The following is a 22796-nucleotide window of genomic DNA, read 5'->3' on the forward strand; positions in this document are numbered from 1 at the left end:
GTCGCTTTGGACAAAGAAATGACGCGCCGCCACGCGCAGTGGCTAACAGTGATAAAGAGAAAATCCGACTCTCGCAGACCACCACCGCCGAAAGCACCACCCCAACATCAACCCCAACCACTAACCTACAACCGCGTGCCCCCGTCCACCGGCGCGAGCAAAAAAAAACCACCCGCCCATTACGCATTCAACCCCGACTTCAAGAACAGCACATGCCGGGGCGCAAAATGCGCGTACAACGGCAGAATTGCACCGCCCATCGCGCGGGCATCGGCGCCAATCTCCCCTTCCACCAGCTTGGGCCGCACCATCCCCTGCCAGTCGAAGGCATCGAGCGCGGTATTGGTCCGGCTTAAAACTTCCCGCAACAACTGACGATCCAACTCCCCATCAATCACGATCGCATCGACATCGACCAGCGCCGCCGCCGTTGCAATGGCCGTGGCGAGCGCCGGGCAAGCGGCATCGAGCCATGCCTCGCACAGTGGCCACAACTGCGCCGACAAAGCACGTTGATCGTGAGCGGCGGCGGCGGGAAAACCGGCATCGGTGAAGCGCTTTTCCAGCACATACACCGACGCCACATTGAGTAACTGAGGCGTGCCTTCGCTCATCAGCGGAAACGACCCGATAGCGCCGGCATTCCCCTTCGGCCCGGCATGAAGCCGCCCGTCGATGACCAAGCCGCCACCAATGAACGTGCCGATAAACACGTAAAGAAAGTCGCTCAAACCGCGCCCTTGTCCCATCAGCAATTCAGCGGCGCAGGCAGCGGTCGTGTCCTTCGCAAACTCTACCGGCAACGTGGTCAGCGCCTGGACCCGCGCGCTGATATCGATCTCGTTCCACGCCGCGAAAACGTCCGGCGGGGTATCGAAGAAATTGCGCCAGCCGCCAAGCCATAACGGCGCCGCCACACCTATTCCAACCACCTTCGCGGCGTCATCGCCGAGCGCGACCATCATCTGGTCGATCTTCTCGCTGAGCAAAGCGAACACCGTACGCGGGTCGGGATACGCGTACTCGATGACATCGCGCGCGTGCACCTGGCCCGCGAAGTCCATGGTCAGCACATCGAGACTTCGCCGCCCCACTTTCACGCCGATGGAAAACGCCCCGTCCGCGCGCAGCGAGATCGGCACCGACGGCTGACCCATGCGTCCCTGCACGCGCGTCCGTGCCTCCCGGGCAAGCAAGCCGTCGTCTATCAGACGGTCCACGATCAGCGACGTCGTCTGCGTACTTAGATGCGTCAGGCGCGCGATCTCAGACTTCGGTAACGGACCATGAACACGCACCGCCTGAAGCACGATGCGCTCGTTCATCTGCCGCATGCCGGCCGGCTTCGGCGTTGCCGTGCTTGCGGATACTGAAGGCGTCATGGCGGATCAGGCGATCGCCTGCACGTCTGCCTGCTTCGCGCCGGTCATGATGGCCACAGCTTCCGACATATGGATGTCTTTCGTATTGACCAGCGCCGCTCGCCGCCCGAGCCGCTGGATATGAATGCGGTCGGCGATCTCGAACACATGCGGCATGTTGTGGCTAATGAGAATCACGGGCAGTCCACGATCGCGCACGCGCCGGATCAACTCCAGCACCATGTTCGATTCCTTCACGCCGAGCGCGGCGGTGGGTTCATCAAGGATGACCACATGCCGCGCGAACGCCGCGCTGCGCGCCACCGCCACGCCCTGGCGCTGACCGCCGGAAAGTGTTTCGACTGCCTGCTTCATCGAACGAATGCCGATCTGCAAACCTTCCATATGCGCGATGGCTTCCTGCAACATCCGCCGCTTGTCGATCATCATGAACACGGAGCCGAGGATGCCGGGACGCCGCAACTCGCGCCCGAGAAAAAGGTTCTCCGCAATGCTCATTGCCGGCGCGACTGCCAGGTCCTGATAGACGGTTTCAATGCCTTGCGAGCGCGCATCGAGCGGACTGCGAAAATGCACGGGATTTCCGTCCAGCAGGATCTCGCCTTCATCGGGAACGAGCGCGCCGGAGAGTGCTTTGATCAGCGACGATTTGCCTGCCCCGTTGTCGCCGATGACCGCCATGATCTCGCCGGGCAGCAGTTCGAAATCGACCCCGTCGAGTGCGGTCACTGAGCCGTAGCGCTTGATGACGCCGCGGGCTTCCAGAACGGGTTTGATTGTGTCGTTCATGAGCTTGGCTCCTCAGGCGCGGGGACGCGCGAGTTTATCGGCGGCAACCGCGAGAATCACCAGGATGCCGGTGATCAGAATCTGATAAACCGACGACACCCCAATCAGCGTCAGGCCATTGCGGAACACGCCGACAATCAACGCGCCCAGCAAGGTCCCGACAATCGTGCCGCGTCCGCCGAACAGACTGGTGCCACCGAGCACGACGGCCGTGATGCTATCCAGGTTCTCGGTCTGGCCCGCCTGTGGATCACCTACACCGGTTCGGGCCACCGACAACAGCGCGGCAATGCCATAGAAAAATCCCGCAAGCGTGTACACGGTAATCAAGATTTTCTGCGACGAAAGTCCCATCAGCCGCGCAGCTTCGGCATTGTTACCGAGTGCGTAGAGATGGCGGCCGGGCACGGTATCGCGCAATACGAACCACACCACGAGGTACATCAACAAGGTCAGCACGGTGCCATACGTGACCTCCGCGCCGCCGAGATGGAAGGTGTTGCCAAAGAACATCATGGCGTCCGGCAGGTTCGAGATGCTCTCGGCATTCGAGTACACCTGCGTCAGCGCGAACGCTATGTTCAGCGTCCCCAGCGTGACGATAAACGCGGGCAGCTTGATCTTGGTGATGAGCGTACCGTTAAGCAATCCGAACAATGTGCTTGCCGCCACGCCACAGATGATGGCAAGCACGGGCGGCACGCCCAACGTGACGGCGAACTTCGTCATCACAATAGAACCGAATGCCATCAACATGCCGCACGACAAATCAATTCCGCCGGTCAGCACAATCAGCGTCTGGCCGATCGCGATCACCGCCACGACCATGGTCTGCTGAAGGATAAGCGAGAGATTTTGTATCGATAAAAACCGGTTGCTTTGCCAGATGAAGAAAGCGCACGCGATCACGAGCGCCGCTAGCGGACCGATATCGGCAAGCGATGGCAGACGATCGGAGAACGTCGCGCGGCCGGCCGTGGGAGAGGTGGATTGCGTCATGACGGGGACCTCGACAGCAACATCGAAAAAATGCGCCGCTCGCGCGACCCGGACTTGAAATGCCTTGAGGCTCAGGTCCGGGCCGCGGGTTCGAACGCGGGTTCAAATGCGGCGCGACGGCTTACTTGTTGCCCCAGCAGTTATCCAGGCCGAACTTCGTGTCCTTGGCCGCGACGCCGGACACGGGTTTATCGCTGATGAGCGTGACGCCGGTGTCGTGATAGCCGGTCGCCTTCTTTCCCGTCTTCGCGTATTCGATCCCCGCCTGCACGCCTTGCGCTGCCATCACGAGCGGGTATTGCTGCGACGTGGCGGCGAAGCTGCCGGCTTTCACGTTGCGCACGCCTTCACAGCCGCCGTCGATGGACACGATCATCACGTCCTTGTCCTTGCCCGCTGCTTTGAGCGCGCGATACGCACCGGCCGCCGCGGGTTCGTTGATCGTATAAACGAGGTTGATGCCCGGCTCCTTCTGCAGGCAGTTTTCCATCGCTGTCTGGCCCTTCGACTGGTCCCCGCGGGTGTCCTGGCTGCACACGACCGATGGGTCGCCCTCTTTCACGCCGAAGCCCTGCAGGAAGCCGTTATGACGCAAGACGCCGACGGTCACGCCGGGCGCGAGGTCGAGCGTAGCGATCTTCGCTGGTTTGCCGGCGAACGCGGCTTTTGCGTATTCGCCGATCAGCACGCCGGCCTTGAAGTTATCGGTGGCGAAGAGCGCGTCGGTGGCATCTTGCGGATCGGTCGGCGTGTCGAGCGCGATCACGAGAATGCCCGCCGCGCGCGCTTTCTTGAGCGTAGGAACAATGGCCTTGGTATCGCTCGGCGTGATGAGGATGGCTTTCACACCGGCCGTCATCATGTTCTCGACCGCGGTCACCTGAGTGGCGTTGTCACCGTCGAACTTGCCGGCTGCGGTGATCAGTTTGACCCCGCCTTTCGCGGCGGCTTCTTCGGCGCCCTGTTTCATCTTGACGAAGAACGGATTGGTATCGGTCTTGGTAATCAGCCCGATCGCGATCTGGTCAGCCGCCATTGCCGCGCCTGAACTTACCAGCGACGCAACTGCAAGTCCGAAGAAGGACGCACGTGCGACAGCACGCCGAAGATTTTTCATGTCTCACTCCATAGGTTTTTATTCGCCCGCGGCTTCGAGAGGAGGCGCACCGGACGCGTTCGCCGACTAAATCAATTGACTTTATTTAGTACAGCAGCGACCGGTGGACAAGTCAAGAAAATGAAGCGCAACCCAAACGGTGCGGCGCAGCATGATGCCGATTAAATCGCTTTGAACATCAATGGGGGCTGTACAACCAGCGATTGTTGCGTCGCGTCTACGTAAAAACACTGAGAGGCTGAAAACGGCTGAAAAAAGCGTTGAATTGAATTGTTTTCCGGCTTTTTATCGGGTTATGGTTTACCAGCATTTTTGCCAACCCATTATCTTGGTCACCCGCACCATGAGCGCACTCGAAGCCCTTCACGCGATCGTCACCGACGAAGATTCGCCCCAGATCATCCGCGATCACATTGTGGATTCGCTGCAGTTTGCATTGCGTAATCAGCCTGGGTTTTTTACGACGAAGGAAGTGCAATGGCTCGCGCAGTGGGACGACACGCGCATTCCGATTGCCGCGACAAAGATTCTGAACGGGATGAAAGCAGCCTGAAAGGGGTCGCTCGCGCCGGGCGGGGGTTTGGGTTCTGGCGGGGGTTGGGGTGGGGGTTGGTGCTTTCGGCGGTGGTGGTCTGCGAGAGTCGGATTTTCTCTTTATCACTGTTAGCCACTGTGCGTGGCGGCACGTCATTTCTTTGTCCAAAGCGACAAAGAAACGAAGCAAAGAAAGCGCTTTTAAAACACGCTACCCTAAGTGTCCACAGCGTGCAGTTTCTATTCATGGGTGCCCCAAAAGCACGGTGCTCGCCAGAGCGACCGATGTTTGAACCCCTCCTTCTCGCGAATCCTGACATAGACACGCTTCGCCACCCGTGCTCTCGGGCAAGCACCAGTGCCGAGAAACCCGCACGGCCCACGCGCCTCTGCGGCTCACTTTTTTGTTGGTTGGTTGTGTAGTCTGCGCTGCAACCTACTTGGGCGACATGGCCGGCACACATTTACAACTTCGCCTCTTGGAGCGGGACGGTTATTCGTCGGTCAGAACCTCGCTCATTCTCCGGCCTCGTTTCGAGCTCGGTTGGCGATGTGATCAGGAATGCATACAAATTCGGCGGATGGTTCACGCGGATAGCGCGGGGTGAACCTTGGGCAGGTTCAATCAGTGGTGGCGAAGCGTGTCAGAACCTGTATTCGGAGAAGGAGGGTTTCACACATCCTCCGCTCTGGCGAGCACCGTGCTTTTGGGGCACCCATGAATGAAAACTGCACGCTGTGGACACTTAGGGTAGAGCGGTGAAAGCGTTTTCTTTGCTTCGTTTCTTTGTCGCTTTGGACAAAGAAATGACGTGCCGCCACGCACAGTGGCTAACAGTGATAAAGAGAAAATCCGACTCTCGCAGACCACTAACACTGAAAGGAGCAACCCGGCATAAACTCCGACCGCTAACACTGAAAGCACCACCCCGGCATTGACTCCGACCACTAACACCGAAAGCAGCACCCCGGCATTGACTCCGACCGCTAACCCCGAAATCCAACACCCCCCCATTCCCCTCTCAGTGCAACCCAGCCTTCACCGCCGCCACATCAAACGTAAACGCCAACGTCTTATCCTGCACGACAATACTATCGATAAACTGCAGCACGTCTAAATCCTTCACAAAACTCGCCGCCGACGAAGCCGCCAGAATTGCGCCGCTTTCTTGCGGCTTGGCAATAAGATATCCCTGTACGTAGTCCACGCCTATTTCCTTCAATGCGCGTAACGTATCCACATCTTCAACCCACTCAGCCACGCTTCGCATTCCAAGATTGCGAGCAAGCGCGACAATCGCTTCGACTATGGCTATATCAGCTGGATGCGCGCACATCGTCCGAATAAACTCGCCGTCAATCTTGAGTGCATCGGCGGAAAGATCCTTGAGATATTTAAACGATGTATACCCCGCACCGAAATCATCAAGTGCGATCTTGCCGCCCATCTCATGAACCCGCGCAATAAACCGTTGTGTATTGCCGAGATCATGCAACGCAACGCTCTCGGTAATCTCAAGACAAAGATAAGGCACGATATGCCGGAAGCGCGCGAACAACGCAAAGACGTCTTCCATGAACTGCTCGTCATTCAGTGAACCACCACTGAGATTGACGCAAATAAAACGCGTATTCGTGAGCGACGCCTGATTTTTCTCGATCCACTCAAGCAGTGTGGCAATCACCCATTTATCGATAGCCGCAATGTTGCCGGATTCCTCCGCCGCCACAATCACCTTGCCGGCGGGCAGCGTGGCCCCGTCGGGCGCGCGCATACGCAGCAGCACCTCGAAATTAAGCGACTCCGTGGGCGCAGACAACGACATGATCGGCTGCATCACAAGGAACAGGCCGGGAGGCAATCGATTGCGCCCCAGCGTTTCAACCAGCTTCAATTCCTCTGCCCGCTCCTCGAACGCCGCCGCGCCCTTTCGATACGTCACCATCCGCGCATTCGAACTCTTCTTGGCCTCACGGCACGCACGGTCGGCATGCGAGAGCGCATCCTGCACCCGCACACCGTGCGAGCACTCCACCAGTCCCACCGATGCCTTCACCTGGAACGCACGGTTGCCGACCTGATACGGCGCATCGCTCAACGCACTGATCAGGTGATGACAACAATCGATCGCTTCGTCTATCGACATACCGCTCATCACGCAGACGAACTCGTCACCGCCAATCCGCCCGAACGGAAACCCGGCTGCAAACAACGCCCGCGTGCGGGTGGCAACCTGCTTCAGGACCTCGTCGCCGGCACGATGACCGAACAGGTCGTTGACGAGCTTGAAGCGGTCGAGATCCACGTACGCGAGCGCCCAGGGCGACCCTTCTTCGCTCTGTGCCGCTATCGCCTTTTCCACGCCGCGCCGGTTGAGCGAGCCTGTGAGCGGATCGTGTTCAGCCAGGAACCTCAGTCGTTCGATGGCTTTCGAACGCTCGGTCACATCCTGCAGCGAGCCTTCGATCCAGCCGTTCGAACGCGTCGCCTTGAGCAGGAACCGGCGCTCGCCATTGCCTCGCGATGCCGCGCCGCCCATCTCCAGTTCGCCTTCACTTCCTTTCGATGCCAGCGCCTGCAAAGCCCCCCAGGCACCGGATTCGAAATAGTCGTTCCAGTGACGCACTTTGTATTCGGCTTTTTGCAGCGAGAGCATGGATTGCAACGCGGGATTCGCGCGCACGAAGTGACCCGCGCTGTCGAGCGTGAAGAGGCCAATGGGCGTCACGTCATAGGTATTGCGCAGTTCCGTTTGCGCCTGCCGCCGATGCTCGCGTTCGGCGCGCATCTGCTCGGCGATTGCGAAGGCGGCCATCATGCTCGACGACAACGCCGCCATCACCGTGCTCACGCCGCCCGAGAGCGATTTGATGCTGAACGCCGCGGCAAGCACATCGGAAAAGGTGGCGAACAACACGATCGCGAGCGACCCGACGTACCAGAGCACCGTGCGCGAGCGGGCAAGCCAGACAATCCGCGCGAGCAAAAAGATCAGCACGCCGATGCCAATCCCGCCGAGCATCCAAAGCGCCGGAATGAAGCGCGAATAGGGAAGAATCACAGAGCACACCAGCAAGGCAATGCCGATGTATTGCCCAAGCGCAAGCAGCCATCGATACCCCACCACTTTCAGTTCACGACGGAACAACTGGCTGAAAAGCGCGCCCGTCAGCAGATAGTACGCAGCGAAGGTGAATTGACGCAGCGGCTGCAGAAAGTCCGACGGGATCGAGCGCCCCGTCCACTGCATGTCCCATCCCATCGCGTTCGCGCATAGCCGGAGATTGCCGACCAGCCACATGGCGAAGATCACGTACGTCCACTCGCGGTTGATCAGCGCAGTGACGAACACGAATACGGCGAGCGTCAGCAGGCCGCCTCCGATCATGCCGGAGCTTTCCTGAAAATCGAGCGCCGATGTGCGCAGACTTTGGCCGTCCCAAGCAAGCGCGGTGATCTGTGCCGGGCCGGAGAATGTGCCACGGCACACGATTCCAACCGATTGCGCGAGATGACCGAGATGAATGGAGAAACCCGCCTTGACGGCGGTAATTTCGTTGGTTGTGCTCTGGCGGTTCGCTGTGCCGAGCGGCTGCAGCGTGGAGGCTATCCAGCAAGCGAGCGTCTGCGCGTGACGCGACGGCAGTTCCACGTACGTGGTCTGCTCCTGACTCATGTTGGGAACGTCGAATGAAAACCAGACCGGCGTTTCAGCCAGTTGCGTGCTGAAACGGCCTACCCCGGCCTGGTGCCCGAGTTCCTTCAAGGCGCCGGCGGGGTCCAGCGTGCCGCTAGTGTCGCGAATGACGTGCAACTGGAGCGGAACGGCTCCGTGCGATTCGAACTGGTGCGGCGCCCACAGCAAGGTTGCGATCGTACCCACCGCGATCAGCGCCGGAACGACGAAGACGGAGAAGGTGTACAGCAGCCGATCCATGAACGATCCAGCGCGCCTGTACTTTGATCGCGAAAATAAAGCAACCGACGCCATACCTGGTGTTTCCCCTGGTTGCACTAACCCACGCCGCGCGGGCGACGGCGGCCGGTCATAGCTCGCCATCGCCTCGTGTGTCCCGCGCCAACGTACGACCGGGTTATTGTTTTATTGTTTATTACCTGCCATAAGCAACCTGCGGAGCTTCCGGGCATCCTACCGTTTCTCGCTCGAAAGATAAATCTGCCGTCCGCAAATCGATATCCGGGTGATGCGTTTGAAACACGAACTGAAATAGCGGGTGCTTCGCTTCCTCCCAGCGTTGACGCGCCACACCCACTTCGCCTGCCAGAACCCGATGCGGCAGATTGCCGACATGCGCCATCGGAATGAATTGCCGGTAGCCGAAAACATCCTCGAACAACATTGCTTCATATTCGCGATCCAGCGGCGAACGCGCGGTAATCACCGTCCAATCGATCTGATGCTGCTCACAGTATAAAAACAATGACTTGAACAGCATCATTTTTACCACGCGGCCAATGGTTCCGCCGGCTACGCCAAGGCGAGTGGCTTCCGCCAGACGGCCCGTTCTTAACCAGATCGGCAATTCGACCGATCCCTGCACACCGAGCGGCGCATATTCGTTGGTTTGAATGCGCATGGTACCCAGCGGCGCGCCATCGAGTTTCGATTCAGCCAGCAGAACCGCCGTACCCGGGTCGCGATCACACCTTTCAACTGCCATTTTCTCTGCAAAAGCCGGCAAATGACGGCCATAGGCGACGCGTCGAATCTGTACCGCTTTCTGAAGATCGTGATCCGCCGAGACGATGCGAATGGTGAACGGCATGGACTCGGGCTTTTTTAGCGCTTGCACTGCCGCTAGTTCAAGTCTCTCTGCACGCTCACCGCGTTCAACATGTTCGTTGCGAAAAACACTACTTTGACCTGCTTTATTAAGCTGTTCCATTTGTGCTACCCCATTTTGGCGAGAAGGAGGACGCCGCGGAGCGTTTGATTTGATGCAAACGACTCTCGCGACGGTTTTAGTCTCGCCCAAAGGCAATTGATGGGGTGCGCGCTAACAAATAAATCTTTATAAAAACTTCAAAAAAATCTGGATTTTGGGTGCTTTTCGTGTCTGCCGGCTCAAATCATCTCTTCCCATTTCGTATCATGAAAAATTTCCCGCGTGTAACTTTTCGTCGATCACGCGAAGCGGAATTCTTTGTGCATTAACAATGGGATAGAAATTCGGAAGCCATCTTTTTTCCTATGCTATCCCGCTTTTTCGCCAGTGGTGCGCTCATGCTTATATAACGGATTTTTTATCGCTGACTTTATATCGAGGATCAATAGCGAGAATGCAAAGCAGCTGGATAGGCGGGAAATGAACCGATTTCCTGCGAGGTCAACCTATTAAACCGACGAATATCGGTTACCGCACATAAGCCCTTCACACAATATGGAATTTTACGGGTGCAAGCCAGAAGCAAATCAACGGCGTTGCGTGGTTGCACTTCTAAAAATTGGAAATCGGAAGAGAATTCCGCCTGGAGCGCGACTCAACGAACTATTTTGCCGAGTGAAGAGGGGAAGAACCGGAGGGAAGAAGCTTGGGGACAGCGGATGCAAGGCGCATCCGCCGGTTTTTCCAGCATAAAGGCTAGTGCCGACCTCAGTCTTCATCGTCGAGCCAGGGAATATCCACGTCGGTGATGAACGCCACCATGGCGAGCGGGCGTCCTTCCTGACGGCCGATCTTGCCGTCCGCGCGTTGCCATTCGCATCGAAACACGGTGGCGGGCGTGTCGGCCATCAAGGTCACGGTGCGCAGTTCGTCCGGATCCGTGTCTTCCACCGGGCCATCGAGCGACACCAGGAGTTGTTGCGGCCACATGCCGTCAGCGGGATCGTAGATCTTGTCGCCGTCATGAATCACGACAAACGCTTCCACGCCGATAGTTGCCGAAGCCTCCACAATCATCTTGCCAAGCGCGCGCAACACGGCCGTTGCGCGGCCGGAGTTGGCCTGGCGAATTGCGAGGTCGCCGCGCGTCAGCGCCTGCTCCAGCTTCGGGTTGGTTTTCTGTTGGGCCATCGGGACGCCTCCGTAACTTGATTCACTATTCTTGATTCACTATTCGACGAGCATCGCCCGCCGGCTTGCACGGCGCGATCGTACCATTCCTGTCCCAAATTTACCGTCCGGCAGGACTTCTCCGGAATTTTTAGCATGCCGCAAACGCCCGCCCATCAAAGCTGTCGGCGTCCGGCCATCGCATGACATGTTGGCTTGACGCTCAAGTCAGCCGCTATTTGATCCGATAAGATGTTGTCCGGCCTCAAGCGTTACTGAGCCCGTTTCACTCGTCGTATCGTTCTATATCGTTCTATTCACACGCGCAGACCAACATCATGTTCGAACTGTTCCTGGCTCGCATTTGTGCAGCCAATCTGACCGGGCAGGTTCGCCGTCACTGCACGGCGGGGCTGACATGGTTGCCCGCACGGTTCATGCCGTTCATCCTGCGCGCGTTTTCGCTATTCGTCGCGGGACGCGTATCACTAGCCGGCATGGCCGCGCCAACCGGTCACATCCGTCTCCAGGCAGCAGCGTTCTGATGCGGCGCGCGCTCGGGGAACCTCCGCCGCAAGCCGCGTTCGACGGCATCATGCTCTGCTCGCATTTCCAGCCGATCTATAGCTTGCCCCATCAGCGCCAGGTGGGTTACGAGGCGCTGTTGCGCGGGGTTGCATCGACGGGCGGTTTGCTGGCACCGTTCGAACTGTTCGCAAAGGCGATTGTGGAGAGCTCGACCGGCCTACTCGACCGCCTGAGTCATGTCACTCATTTGCACAACGCCGCCAGATGGTTGCCCGGCCGGACCTGGCTATTCCTGAACGTGACGCCGGCAAGTTTCATCGCTCCTGGCTACGCGCGGCAACTCGCCGACATCGCGCGTGAATCGGGCGTGCGGCCGGAAGAAATCGTGATCGAGCTGCTGGAATCCGGCGGCAACGACGGCTGCGCGTTCGCCCACGCCACCCAGGCGTTCCGGTCGCAAGGCTTTCTGGTGGCTGTGGATGACTTCGGTGCCGGGCACTCGAATCTGGACCGGTTGCTGACCTTGCGGCCGGACATCGTGAAACTGGATCGCAGCCTGATTCATGCGCATCAGCCGGACTTGCGCGAGTCGGTCATGCCGAAGCTGGTGAGCCTGTTGCACGAGGCCGGCATGCTGGTGGTTGCCGAAGGGATCGAGACCGAGGAGGACTTGCTGCTGGCGGCGCGCTCGGGCGTGGACTTCGTGCAGGGGTTCCTGTTTGGCCAGCCCGGTCCCGGGGCCTCGCCCGAGGAAGCCGCGACGCAGCAAATCGAAACCGTCTTCGATACCCTCGCCCACACTCGCCAGACCCGCGAGCTTGGCATCGACTTGTTGCTGATGCCGTATCGGACGCGCTTTGCGGAGGCCGCCGAGCGCATGTTGTCCGGCGCGGTGCCGGAGCGGGCCTGCGAAGATTTGAAGGCGCTGCCGTGCACGGCGAGTTGCTTTTTCCTCGACCAGGGCGGTCGCGAATGTATTCCGATGATCGAAGGCGCCGGCACCGCGCCGATCGCTCCGCGCCTCACGCCGCTGAGCAAACCGTCGATCGGCCGTTGGGACAACCGGCCGTATTTCGTCGATGCCCTCGCCCATCCGCAGCGGCTGATGGTGAGTGCTCCGTATTTATCGGCGACTGGCACCGGGCTCTGCGTGACGCTCTCCATCTACATCAACTATCGCGGCGACCCGCTCGTGTTCGGCGTGGATCTCGACTGGGAGCGTCTCGCCTCGTCGGCGGCCGGGTTGCTGCCGCCTTCAGCCTAGGGTTGGGGTCGGGCTTGACGCTGGCTTCGCGGCCAGCGTGCGCGCCAGATACTCGCCGCCGGCTTTCAACGCGGTGACGTTGCCGGGCTCAAAGGTCCAGTGGCCGGCGGCATCGACGATAGACAGCTGCGCGCCCGGCCACACGTCAGCAAGGGCCTGCACCTGATCTGCTGGGCACACCATGTCGAAGCGGCCGTGCACGAGCACGCATGGCAGATGAGCAATCGTGCCAATACGCGGCAACAACGGCTCCGGCGGCAACTCGTGCGCCATGTAGTGATGCTCCAGCAACGACATCGAGATCGCCGCGGCGTTGGCCTCGCGGGTTGCTTCGGGGGCGGCCGGCTCAGCTTGAGCAGCATCAGCCTGGGACGCTTCAGGCAGCGTGGCGGTAGTTTGCGCGGCATCGGTTTGAGCCGCTATGACCGAAGCCTCGCCCTTCGATTCGTCGCCTTTCGATTCGTCCTTTTGCGCCGGGTCAGCACCCTTCTTCGGCGCAGGCTTATTCACCACTGATAACGTCGCCTCGAAGCCCGACCATGCACGGGCGAGCTTGATGCCGGCGTCATCGAAACGGGCGAGCGGCGCGCCGGTGAGAGTCAGGATCTCGGCGGCATTGCGCGGACGCTGGCCGCTCGCGGTCTCGATGGCATCCAGGAACGCCCGGTGCGCATCCGGAAACACGCGCTGCACGTCCCACAGGAACCAGTCGATATCCTCCTTGCGCGCGAGGAAAATCCCGCGCAGCAAAAAGCCGAGACAGCGTTCGGGATGCGTCACGCCGTAGCTGAGCGCGAGCGTCGTGCCCCACGAACCGCCGAACAGCGCCCACTGCTCGATGCCGAGCGCGACCCGCAGCTTCTCCATATCGCCGATAAGATCATTCGTGCCGTTGTGCTCCAGTTTCCCGAACGGCGTGGATTTGCCGCAGCCGCGTTGATCGAAGAAAACCATGCGCCACTTGGACGCATCGAGCACATCCGCCCACTTGAGATTCATGGCGCCACCAGGGCCGCCGTGGACAAGCAGCATCACGGGGGCGTCCTTCGGTCCTTGCGCACGCCAGTACACGGCGTGGCCATCGCCGACATCCAGCAGACCGTCCTCGTACGCCGGCGCCACCTCGGCGGCTGGCTTACCCGATGCGTCATTCGTCAATTCGCCCTTCACTTCGCTCTTTGCTTCGTCCGTCATTGCAACTCCGTTAAAGAGAGACCGCGGTCTCTCTGACTGTCATTGGGCGGGCAGCATGGGGACACTCAGAGGTGCGCCCGGGATCGGATTTGGGACATGCGCCGCCGCACACGCTATCCTTCGGGTTTCGCACGCCGGACTCAAACGTCGGGCCGGTCACCGTACCCCAAGACGCTTTGCAACCCGCCGCAGCCCTTTCGCCCCATTTTTACCACCATCCATTTCTTAATGCATCGAACCTTCGTCAAGTGGCTATTCGCAACCTACCTGCTTGGCAGCGGTACGGTATGGTCGATCCTGATTCTGCCTCTGTTTCCGTTCGTCGGCCGCAGCGGCCGTTATTGGCTCGCCAAACAATGGTGCCGCGCCATGGTCAAGATGATGCGCGTGATCACGGGCGTATCGTGTTCGGTCGAAGGGCTGGAGAACCTGCCCAATGAGCCGTTCATCATGCTGTGCCGACACGAGTCGACTTGGGAAACGCTCGCGTTCATGGCGCTGTTTCCGCGCCGCATCAGTTTCGTCTTCAAGAGCGACCTCAAACGCATCCCGTTCTTCGGCTGGGTGCTGAAGGGCCTGGACATGGTTAGCCTGGATCGCGGTTCGCCACGTCAGGCGCATCAGGCCGTCACGCGTGAATGCGCGGAAAAACTCGCACTGGGCGACGTGGTGGTGATCTTTCCCGAAGGCACGCGAGTGGCGCACGATGCCCCGCTCAAGCTGGCATCGGGCGGCGTGAGGCTTGCGTGTTCCACACAAGTGCCCGCCGTGCCGGTCGTGCATAACGCCGGCAAATACTGGCCGGCAAAAGGCTGGCCCGATCAGCCCGGACATATCCGCGTGATCGTGCTGCCGCCGTTGCCCGCCGATTGCGTGGTGCCGCAAGAGTTGAACCGGATGGCGCAAGACCGGATGGAAAAGGAAATGGCGCGGCTCGCCTGAGTTGCACGCGGCTACGCGCGCGCGGTAGCGCGGTCACGCCCGGGTAAATAAAACCGCAGTGCGCGGGATCAGAACGGCCGGCGGCGCTTCGCAGCGCACAACCGGTCCACCGCCGACAACAACGCTTCCGTCTCGACGGGCTTTTGTAAATAACCGTCGTAGTGAACGAAAGCCGGCGGGTGCGGATGGCCCGAGATCATCAGGAAGGGAATGTGTGCGAGGGCCGAGTTGGTCTTCATCGTCTGGCACAACAGCGCACCGCCGAGTCCCGGCATCATCCAGTCAGACACCACGATATCCACGCTGTGCTCGCCCAATAAAGCGAGCGCACCGTTGCCGTCGAACGCGGACAGCACCGTGCATTCTGCCGACTGCATGCACAGGGTCCAGGCTTCGAGGGTGGCGGGGTCGTCGTCGACGAGCAGTACGGTTTTCATCTTGCTGGCGGCTTTGATGGATGTCCCGGTGATGGAAGAGTCGCGAAGTCAGACAGTACAGAACGAACTTTGGTTGCACGCAAATCCTGTTGCGCTTGCTTACAGTAAGTTTGTTTGTGTACGACGCTCACGCGTTGCTCGCATGGTCCGCTTCGAATCTGCTTTCGAGCCTGTTTTGCGCGGCAGCATTGCACATGCCTTGAATGCTGCGTGGCTACCGTCTGGCCCACTTATATAGCTTTTATCGCACGTATGCTAATGGGGTTTTGCCCATCCCGCATTTGCGGTAACAAGTGCCTGCGGCAAGGCCCTGTACACGCTATTTCATACCGATACGAACCACCTCGCGCTGCCGTCCCGCTTCCCGGATTGCATCGATCAGGCTGTCGAGCGCAGGCGTGCGCACACGGTCATGTCGGAGTATCAGGCCGATGGGTTCATCGGCGCTCGCGAAGGGCATTGGCAAGCGGGCAAGCAGCTTCAATTCGATGTCGTGTTCCACTACGCTCGACGGGACAAACCATACCGCGTCATTGTGCAATGCAAGAGCGCGCCCAAGCGACACCGACAAGGTTTCGATCAGCGAACTCAGCGCCTGCGCGCCGAACGCCGTCAACACGCTTTCAGCGGACTGGCGGATCAACGTCCCAAATGGCGGCACGACCACTGGAAAGCGGGCAAGCACCGACGCCGTGATATTGCTCTCGTGCACGAGTGGATGATCGCTGCGCACCACGACCTTCAACGGCTCCCGGTACAACTGCTCGAAGGTCATCCCGACCATGCCTTCTGGTTCGGACAGCCGGCCGATGACCAGGTCGGTATCGGCGGATTTCAGGCGTTCGAGCAACTGCGAGTTCGACCCGGTCCAGACCCGTACGGAGACGTCCGGCCAGTGCGCCCGAAACGCGGCAAGCGTGGGCGGCAGCAACGCGGGGGCAACTGTCGGCAAGACGCCCAATGCAACTGTGCCGGGCATCTCGACGCCATGCCGCGACAACTCATCCACGCCCTCGCGCAAGGCCCCTACGCAGGCTGCTGCGTGCGGCGCAAACAGTCTGCCCTCGCGCGTGGGCGCGGCGCCTCGGCGGCCCCGTTCGAACAGCCTGACGCCCAAAATGGATTCCAGCTCGCCGATCGTCTTCGATACCGCCGGTTGCGTGATCGAGAGGCTGTCGGCGGCGCGCTGCACGCTGCCGAACTGCGTCACCGCCAGGAAGCATTGCAGATGCCGGAACTTGATCCGGCCGCTGGTCAGGTTGGCGAGGGGCGTGACGGGCTTATCCAGCTTGTTCGCCTTGTTCGGCGCACCCGCGGGGATGGGGGCGGCGGACGATTCGGGGTCGGTATCCATGACGATCAGTTATGTCTGAATGCATAAAACGTCATTTTCCATAACTTCATTGCTTCGATAAAGTGTTGATTCACAATTTAAAAGTCGGAGACAGAAAAAAATGACTGCCCCCTCCCTCATCCTGACGCCGCGCGACTGGGATTCCCACCCGCCTTATTGCCATCCGGGCTACAAATCCTCCGTGCTGCGCAGCCCGTCGCGCCCGCTGATCCCGCTAAAAGAGAACCTGAGAGACCGGCGCGTGCCAGTGTACGGTGCCGACGACCTCGGCAAGCTCGATCACGACCTCACGCGCAACGCCGCGAAGAATGGCGAGCCGCTGGGCGAACGCATTATCGTGACGGGCCGCGTGCTCGACGAAAGCGGCCGGCCGGTACGCAATACGCTGGTTGAGATCTGGCAGGCGAACGCGGCCGGGCGTTACGTTCACAAAGCCGATCAGCACGCAGCTCCGCTCGACCCGAATTTCCTGGGCGCCGGCCGTTGCCTGACGGACAACGAAGGGCGGTATCGCTTTCTCACGATCAAGCCGGGCGCGTACCCGTGGGGCAATCATTCGAACGCCTGGCGTCCCAATCACATCCACTTCTCGCTGTTCGGCGACTACTTCGGCTCGCGTCTTGTCACGCAGATGTATTTCCCCGGCGACCCGCTGCTCGACCTCGATCCGATCTTCCAGGGCACGCCGGAACATGCGCGCAACCGGTTGATCTCGCGCTTTTCCATCGATACGACCGAGGAAGGGTATGCGCTCGGTTATGAGTTCGACATCGTGCTGCGTGGCGCGAACCAGACCCCGACGGAGGCTTGAACATGACCGCTCATATAACTTACAGACAGACGCCGTCGCAAACAGTCGGACCGTATTTCGCTTATGGCCTGTGTCCCGAGCAATACAACTTCGACCTGAAAAGCTTGTTCACGCCGTCGATCGCGGATCGGGAATCGGCGGGGCAGCACATCAGCATCGTGGGGCAGGTGTTCGACGGCGAAGAGAAAGTGGTAGGCGACGCCGTGATCGAAATGGCTCAGGCCGATTCCACCGGCCGCTATGTGAGCACGCTAACAGAGGCGCGCAAGTCGGGTTTCCGCGGTTTTGCACGGGTGGGCACGGGGACGGACCCGGAGTTCCGCTTCGTCGTGGACACGGTTAAGCCGGGCAGCACGGGGGGTGATTCGGCGCCACACGTCAATGTGATCGTGTTGATGCGCGGCATGTTGCTGCACGCCTATACGCGCATTTATTTCGACGATGAAGCCGAGGCCAACGCACGCGATGACGTCCTGGCGCTGGTTCCTGCCGAGCGGCGCGGCACGCTGATCGCCAAGCGCGAAGCGGGCACGTCGAACACGATTTACCGTTTCGATATTCATCTGCAAGGACCGAAGGAAACGGTTTTCTTCGATCTTTGAGCGGTTGCTGGTAGTCAGGCAAAGCGTCCGGCGCGATGGTTTATGATGTCGGACGCTCGAACTTGCCTGTGATTCCCCTATGAAAGACGCTCAGTCCGCCAGTCCCTTATATCTCAAACTTTTCGCCGAAACCGCGCAGATCGAATGGTCTGAATTACAGCGGTTTTTCGCGCGCGGCGTGTTGCTGAAAGTGGCGCGCGATATCGATCTGGTGAGTGTGGCCGAAGCCGTCGCCAGTGATGATACGAAGCAGGTCACCGAGTGGTTGTCGGCCGGGTTGGTCGAACGCGTCGAGCCTCCGGTGGCGGAGGATTTTGCTGCGCGAAATCCCGAGTTGTGGGCTGTGGTGGTGTCGCCGTGGGTTTGCGTGCAGGAGCGCGGGTGAGGGTTCGCTGAAGGCCCTTCACCTCCCCGATAGCTTCCGCCAAAGCGTAGTCTTGCTGATGCCCAGCGCCTGAGCGACCTTCTCGCGATTCCCCTCGCACGAATCCAGCATCGCGCGAATCTCGTCGGCTTCGACCTTGCGGCTGCGCTGCTTCAGTGTTTCCGGACCCGAAGCGGTTTCGTCTTCCTGAAGCTCCGGCGCGATCGACCTTAGCAATTCAGGCGTGACTCGCATCCCCGGCGCCTCGTCCAGCTCCACCGAAATCCGCTCAATCACGTTCTGCAATTCGCGCACGTTCCCGGGCCATCGATACGCTGCTAGCAGCGGCATCGCCGGTTCAAGCACTCCGTGCGCAGCATCGACCGACCGAACGCGCCCCGTCTGCCACAACAACCGCGCTGCCAATCCGGCAATATCCGACGACCGCTCACGCAGCGGCGGCAAAGCAAGATTCAAAATGTTCAGCCGATAAAAAAGATCAGCCCGAAACTCCCCTGCTTGCACGCGCTCGCTCAGCCCGCGATGCGTCGCGGCGACCACGCGCACATCGACTTGCAGCGGTTCCGTAGACCCCAAACGCACGACCTCACGCTCCTGCAACACGCGCAGCAAACGGCTTTGCAAGGGCATCGGCATCTCGCCGATTTCATCGAGAAAAAGCGTGCCGCGATGCGCCGACTCGATCAGCCCCGCCTTCCCCCCGCGTCGCGCGCCGGTGAATGCGCCTTCTTCGTAACCGAACAATTCGCTTTCCAGCAACGTCTCGGGGAACGCGCCGCAATTGAGCGCGACGAACGCGAATTCGCGTCGCGCGCTCTCGGTGTGGATGCCCTGCGCAACCAGTTCCTTACCGGTACCGCTTTCGCCCCGGATCAGCACGGTGGCGTCCGAACGCGCATAACGCCGGGCGCGTTGCCGCACTTGCTCTATCGCTTCACTCGTCCCGCTCAGATCCTCGATCCGATACCGCGCCACCAGTTGCGGCGAACGTTGCCGCGTTCGCACGGAGCGGTCCATGCGCTGCAACGCCACCGACTCCTGGAAGGTGATGATGGAACCGGAAGCCGCCGATGCCGATGCATCACCCCATGCACTCCGATGCACCACATAACTCGCCCCGCGTACCGTCTCCAGCGATTCGCCCGGCTCCTTCGGCACCGCGCTGAAAACCTCCGGCGCGAGATCGCTCAGCCGCTTGCCGACCGCTTGCGACGGTGCGAGCCGCAGCATGTCGGCCATCTTGCCGCTCAGCGCTTCTATCCGGCCATCGGCGGTCAGCGCGATCACACCGTCACGCAGATGCTGCAGGACCTGATCCAGCCGCCGGCGCCGCTGCGTTTCCCCCAGTGTGGCGCGTGCGACTTCCAGCGCGGTTTCGAATGCGCCTTGAACAGACGCGCGCGAGTATAAAAACACCGACTTCATGCCAGCCTTCTCGGCCAGTTCCGTCACCAGCCCCGGCCCGACGATAGCCTCCACACCCCGGTCGCGGAGGTCGAGCACGCAAGCCTCCGCGTCTTCCGCCGACAGATACGAAGCGCACTCCACCGCCGCGCCGAAGGCCCGGAAAAACCGCTTGAGCTCGGACGGCGTTTCGCCGTGCATCACGAGCCCGACCGAGTCGCCCTCACGACGCGCCCGGGCCAGCGCATGCATCACGTCGAAACCGGTCGGGTTCACGAGTACAACCGGCACGCTGATCCGCGCCTTCAGGTAGCTCCCGTTCGATCCCGCCGAAACAACCACGTCTGGACGCGCATCGCCCGCGTTCTCGACCTCCTGCACGGCGTCCTCATACCCCAGCGGCACGATGCGCAGATCGGCAATCCCGTCGTACTCCGCCGCGATGTCGCGATACAGGTCGCGCAGTTTGCTGATACCGACTGCCCAGATGCGTGGAGGAGGATTCATGGCTTGATCGCTGAACGAGGGATTTCGAAGTTTAACGCCATCTTTGCAATTCACGATTTCATTAATGAAACATCGAGGAGCTATGAAGAAGGTCTAATCTCTTAGAAATCAAAACCTTGGGTTTCTGGCAGGCAACTTGCCCTATATCGGTTAATCAACGGAGACACATCAATGAACTCAACTGCAACACTCAGCGCCGGCGCGAAATTTCGCGCTGCGGTCGCGGCCGAAAAGCCCCTGCAACTTGTCGGCGCGATCAATGCGAATCACGCGCTGCTCGCCAAACATGCCGGCTTCAAGGCAATCTACCTGTCCGGCGGCGGCGTGTCCGCGGGTTCGCTGGGCTTGCCCGACCTGGGCATTTCCACACTCGACGACGTCCTGACCGACGTTCGCCGCATCACCGATGTCTGCGATCTGCCGCTAATGGTCGATGTCGATACGGGCTTCGGTCCGAGCGCCTTCAACATTGCGCGCACGGTGAAGTCGCTGATCAAGGCGGGTGCGGGCGCGATGCATATCGAGGATCAGGTGGGTGCCAAGCGTTGTGGTCATCGGCCGGGCAAAGCGATCGTCTCGCAGCAGGAAATGGCCGATCGCGTGAAGGCCGCAGTCGACGCCCGCACCGATGAAAATTTTGTCGTGATGGCGCGTACGGATGCGTTGGCGGTGGAAGGTTTGGAAGCCGCGATTGAACGGGCGCGTGCTTGCGTCGAAGCCGGTGCCGACATGATTTTCCCGGAAGCCATGACGGACCTGAAGATGTACAAGCAATTCGTCGATGCCGTGAAGGTGCCGGTCCTTGCGAACATCACGGAGTTCGGATCGACGCCGCTGTTCACGGTTGAAGAACTGCGCAGTGTCGATGTATCGATCGTGCTGTACCCGCTCTCCGCGTTCCGCGCGATGAACAAGGCGGCAGAAAATGTGTATCGCGCGATCCGCACTGACGGCACGCAAAGCAACGTACTCGACACCATGCAGACGCGCGAGGAACTGTACACGAGCATTGGTTATCACGATTTCGAAGACAAGCTCGACGCCCTGTTCAAGCAGACGAAGTAACGCGTCAACCCTATCAGGAGACGGACACAAATGAGCGATACGTTAGCGAAAGAAGCACCCGCCACCGGCGGCTTCAAACCGAAAAAATCGGTCGCGCTGTCGGGCGTGACGGCGGGAAACACCGCGCTATGCACCGTCGGCAAGACGGGCAATGACTTGCATTATCGGGGCTACGACATCCTGGATATTGCCGGGACGTCCGAGTTCGAGGAGATCGCGTATCTGCTCGTGCATGGCAAGCTGCCGACAGTCGCTGAACTCAAGACCTACAAGGCCAAGCTCAAGGGTTTGCGTGGCTTGCCCGCGAACCTGAAAGCCGCGCTGGAATGGATTCCCGCGTCCGCCCACCCGATGGATGTGATGCGCACTGGCGTCTCCGTGCTTGGCACCGTGTTGCCCGAGAAGGACGACCACAGCATCTCCGGCGCGAAGGATATTGCCGACCGCCTGATGGCCTCGCTTGGCTCGATCCTGCTGTACTGGTACCACTATTCGCATAACGGCCGGCGCATTGAAACCGAGACCGATGACGATTCCATCGGGGGGCATTTCCTGCATTTGCTGCATGGTGTACCGCCGTCGAAGTCATGGGTCGATGCCATGCATGCATCGTTGATCCTGTATGCCGAGCACGAATTCAACGCATCAACGTTCACTTGCCGCGTAATCGCCGGCACGGGCTCGGACATGTACTCGGCCATCACCGGCGGCATTGGCGCATTGCGCGGCCCGAAGCATGGCGGCGCGAATGAAGCCGCGTTCGATATCCAGTCGCGCTATCAAACCCCGGACGAAGCGGAAGCCGATATCCGTCGTCGCGTGGAGGCGAAGGAAGTCGTGATCGGTTTCGGTCATCCGGTGTACACGATCTCCGATCCGCGCAACAAGGTGATCAAGGAAATCGCGAAGAAGCTGGCGAAGGAAGCCGGCGACACAAAGCTTTACGACATCGCCGAGCGCCTGGAAACAACCATGTGGGACGCGAAGAAGATGTTCCCGAACCTGGACTGGTTCAGCGCTGTTTCCTATCACGCGATGGGCGTGCCCACGGCCATGTTCACGCCGCTGTTCGTGATCTCGCGGACCTCGGGCTGGAGCGCTCACATCATTGAACAACGTATCGATAACAAGATCATCCGGCCGAGCGCAAATTACACCGGACCCGAAGATTTGAAGTTCGAGCCGCTGAACAAACGCAAATAAATTACAGAGACCTGCTAAGCATATGAGCCATATTTCAAACGTCCGGCCCGAGCCGGATCGAGTATTAGTCGATATTGTCGACTATGTTCTCAACTTTCAAGTCGACAGCACGCTCGCGCTCGACACGGCGCGCAACTGCCTGATCGATACGCTCGGTTGCGGACTCGAAGCACTGACCTATCCTGCCTGCACCAAGCTGATGGGACCCATCGTGCCCGGCACGATTGTCCCCAACGGCGCCAAGGTGCCCGGCACCTCTTT

21 protein-coding genes are annotated in these 22796 nt (G+C 60.0%); 10 read left to right on the forward strand and 11 right to left on the reverse strand.

The features are described 5' to 3' along the window. Positions 1 to 179 precede the first annotated feature (179 nt). The 4 genes from GSQ93_RS28865 to GSQ93_RS28880 all read right to left on the reverse strand — a co-directional run bounded on the left by GSQ93_RS28865 (position 180) and on the right by GSQ93_RS28880 (position 4287). Complete coding sequence (locus GSQ93_RS28865) at positions 180 to 1382, reverse strand: ROK family transcriptional regulator (RefSeq protein WP_158939077.1); 1203 nt, start codon at positions 1380 to 1382, stop codon at positions 180 to 182. Between the two features lie 6 nt (positions 1383 to 1388). Continuing rightward, positions 1389 to 2171 (reverse strand): ATP-binding cassette domain-containing protein, encoded by a 783-nt coding sequence (locus GSQ93_RS28870; protein ID WP_158939078.1) that lies wholly within the window; start codon positions 2169 to 2171, stop codon positions 1389 to 1391. A 12-nt stretch (positions 2172 to 2183) separates the two neighbouring features. Next, positions 2184 to 3170, reverse strand: a complete 987-nt coding sequence (locus GSQ93_RS28875; RefSeq protein ID WP_158939079.1) for an ABC transporter permease — start codon at positions 3168 to 3170, stop codon at positions 2184 to 2186. Between the two features lie 121 nt (positions 3171 to 3291). Next, positions 3292 to 4287: a sugar ABC transporter substrate-binding protein gene (locus GSQ93_RS28880; RefSeq protein WP_158939080.1), complete on the reverse strand. Its 996-nt coding sequence runs from the start codon at positions 4285 to 4287 to the stop codon at positions 3292 to 3294. Positions 4288 to 4630: 343 nt separating this feature from the next. On the opposite strand from GSQ93_RS28880, the gene GSQ93_RS28885 reads away from it, so the two are divergent. Further along, positions 4631 to 4840: a hypothetical protein gene (locus tag GSQ93_RS28885; RefSeq protein WP_158939095.1), complete on the forward strand. Its 210-nt coding sequence runs from the start codon at positions 4631 to 4633 to the stop codon at positions 4838 to 4840. 1003 nt (positions 4841 to 5843) lie between these two features. Here the strand turns inward: GSQ93_RS28885 and GSQ93_RS28890 are convergent. From GSQ93_RS28890 to GSQ93_RS28900, 3 genes are all read right to left on the reverse strand, one after another. Next, a complete protein-coding gene (locus GSQ93_RS28890; RefSeq protein WP_158939081.1) occupies positions 5844 to 8813 on the reverse strand; it encodes an EAL domain-containing protein in 2970 nt (989 codons plus the stop codon). 121 nt (positions 8814 to 8934) lie between these two features. After that, the gene (locus GSQ93_RS28895) at positions 8935 to 9819 is read right to left on the reverse strand and encodes a hypothetical protein (RefSeq protein WP_254074114.1); all 885 of its coding nucleotides are present in this window, start codon (positions 9817 to 9819) and stop codon (positions 8935 to 8937) included. Positions 9820 to 10437: 618 nt separating this feature from the next. Continuing rightward, positions 10438 to 10860: a hypothetical protein gene (locus tag GSQ93_RS28900; protein ID WP_158939082.1), complete on the reverse strand. Its 423-nt coding sequence runs from the start codon at positions 10858 to 10860 to the stop codon at positions 10438 to 10440. A gap of 317 nt (positions 10861 to 11177) precedes the next feature. Here GSQ93_RS28900 and GSQ93_RS28905 point away from each other — a divergent pair, with 317 nt between their 5' ends. Beyond that, positions 11178 to 11384 (forward strand): hypothetical protein, encoded by a 207-nt coding sequence (locus GSQ93_RS28905; protein ID WP_158939083.1) that lies wholly within the window; start codon positions 11178 to 11180, stop codon positions 11382 to 11384. Beyond that, a complete protein-coding gene (locus GSQ93_RS28910; RefSeq protein WP_158939084.1) occupies positions 11384 to 12631 on the forward strand; it encodes an EAL domain-containing protein in 1248 nt (415 codons plus the stop codon). The genes GSQ93_RS28905 and GSQ93_RS28910 overlap by 1 nt, the downstream gene beginning before the upstream one ends. On the opposite strand, the gene GSQ93_RS28915 is transcribed toward GSQ93_RS28910, so the two are convergent. After that, positions 12623 to 13825, reverse strand: a complete 1203-nt coding sequence (locus tag GSQ93_RS28915; RefSeq protein ID WP_158939085.1) for an alpha/beta fold hydrolase — start codon at positions 13823 to 13825, stop codon at positions 12623 to 12625. The two genes, GSQ93_RS28910 and GSQ93_RS28915, sit on opposite strands and share 9 nt — an antisense overlap. 228 nt (positions 13826 to 14053) lie before the next feature. Between GSQ93_RS28915 and GSQ93_RS28920 the strand changes: the two genes are divergently transcribed. Then, positions 14054 to 14767 (forward strand): 1-acyl-sn-glycerol-3-phosphate acyltransferase, encoded by a 714-nt coding sequence (locus tag GSQ93_RS28920; RefSeq protein ID WP_158939086.1) that lies wholly within the window; start codon positions 14054 to 14056, stop codon positions 14765 to 14767. Positions 14768 to 14835: 68 nt separating this feature from the next. On the opposite strand, the gene GSQ93_RS28925 is transcribed toward GSQ93_RS28920, so the two are convergent. Beyond that, complete coding sequence (locus GSQ93_RS28925) at positions 14836 to 15204, reverse strand: PleD family two-component system response regulator (RefSeq protein ID WP_158939087.1); 369 nt, start codon at positions 15202 to 15204, stop codon at positions 14836 to 14838. A 319-nt stretch (positions 15205 to 15523) separates the two neighbouring features. Beyond that, positions 15524 to 16558, reverse strand: a complete 1035-nt coding sequence (gene pcaQ, locus GSQ93_RS28930) for a pca operon transcription factor PcaQ (RefSeq protein ID WP_158939088.1) — start codon at positions 16556 to 16558, stop codon at positions 15524 to 15526. Between the two features lie 100 nt (positions 16559 to 16658). Between pcaQ and pcaH the strand changes: the two genes are divergently transcribed. The 3 genes from pcaH (at position 16659) to GSQ93_RS28945 (ending at position 18356) form a co-directional block, all read left to right on the forward strand. Then, positions 16659 to 17369 (forward strand): protocatechuate 3,4-dioxygenase subunit beta, encoded by a 711-nt coding sequence (pcaH, locus tag GSQ93_RS28935; protein WP_158939089.1) that lies wholly within the window; start codon positions 16659 to 16661, stop codon positions 17367 to 17369. A gap of 2 nt (positions 17370 to 17371) precedes the next feature. Beyond that, positions 17372 to 17971 (forward strand): protocatechuate 3,4-dioxygenase subunit alpha, encoded by a 600-nt coding sequence (pcaG, locus tag GSQ93_RS28940; RefSeq protein ID WP_158939090.1) that lies wholly within the window; start codon positions 17372 to 17374, stop codon positions 17969 to 17971. 79 nt (positions 17972 to 18050) lie between these two features. Further along, positions 18051 to 18356, forward strand: a complete 306-nt coding sequence (locus GSQ93_RS28945) for a DUF2288 domain-containing protein (RefSeq protein WP_158939091.1) — start codon at positions 18051 to 18053, stop codon at positions 18354 to 18356. A gap of 18 nt (positions 18357 to 18374) precedes the next feature. On the opposite strand, the gene prpR is transcribed toward GSQ93_RS28945, so the two are convergent. Next, complete coding sequence (gene prpR, locus GSQ93_RS28950) at positions 18375 to 20267, reverse strand: propionate catabolism operon regulatory protein PrpR (protein WP_158939092.1); 1893 nt, start codon at positions 20265 to 20267, stop codon at positions 18375 to 18377. A gap of 171 nt (positions 20268 to 20438) precedes the next feature. Here prpR and prpB point away from each other — a divergent pair, with 171 nt between their 5' ends. The 3 genes from prpB to GSQ93_RS28965 all read left to right on the forward strand — a co-directional run. Further along, on the forward strand, positions 20439 to 21332 hold the full coding sequence (prpB, locus tag GSQ93_RS28955; RefSeq protein ID WP_158939093.1) for a methylisocitrate lyase: 894 nt from the start codon (positions 20439 to 20441) through the stop codon (positions 21330 to 21332). A 30-nt stretch (positions 21333 to 21362) separates the two neighbouring features. Continuing rightward, on the forward strand, positions 21363 to 22535 hold the full coding sequence (prpC, locus tag GSQ93_RS28960; protein ID WP_158939094.1) for a 2-methylcitrate synthase: 1173 nt from the start codon (positions 21363 to 21365) through the stop codon (positions 22533 to 22535). A 22-nt stretch (positions 22536 to 22557) separates the two neighbouring features. Continuing rightward, the coding region (locus tag GSQ93_RS28965) for an MmgE/PrpD family protein (protein ID WP_174254691.1) at positions 22558 to 22796 on the forward strand (239 nt) is incomplete at its 3' end.

Source organism: Burkholderia sp. S171, from assembly GCF_009766085.1.
Classification (GTDB): domain Bacteria; phylum Pseudomonadota; class Gammaproteobacteria; order Burkholderiales; family Burkholderiaceae; genus Caballeronia.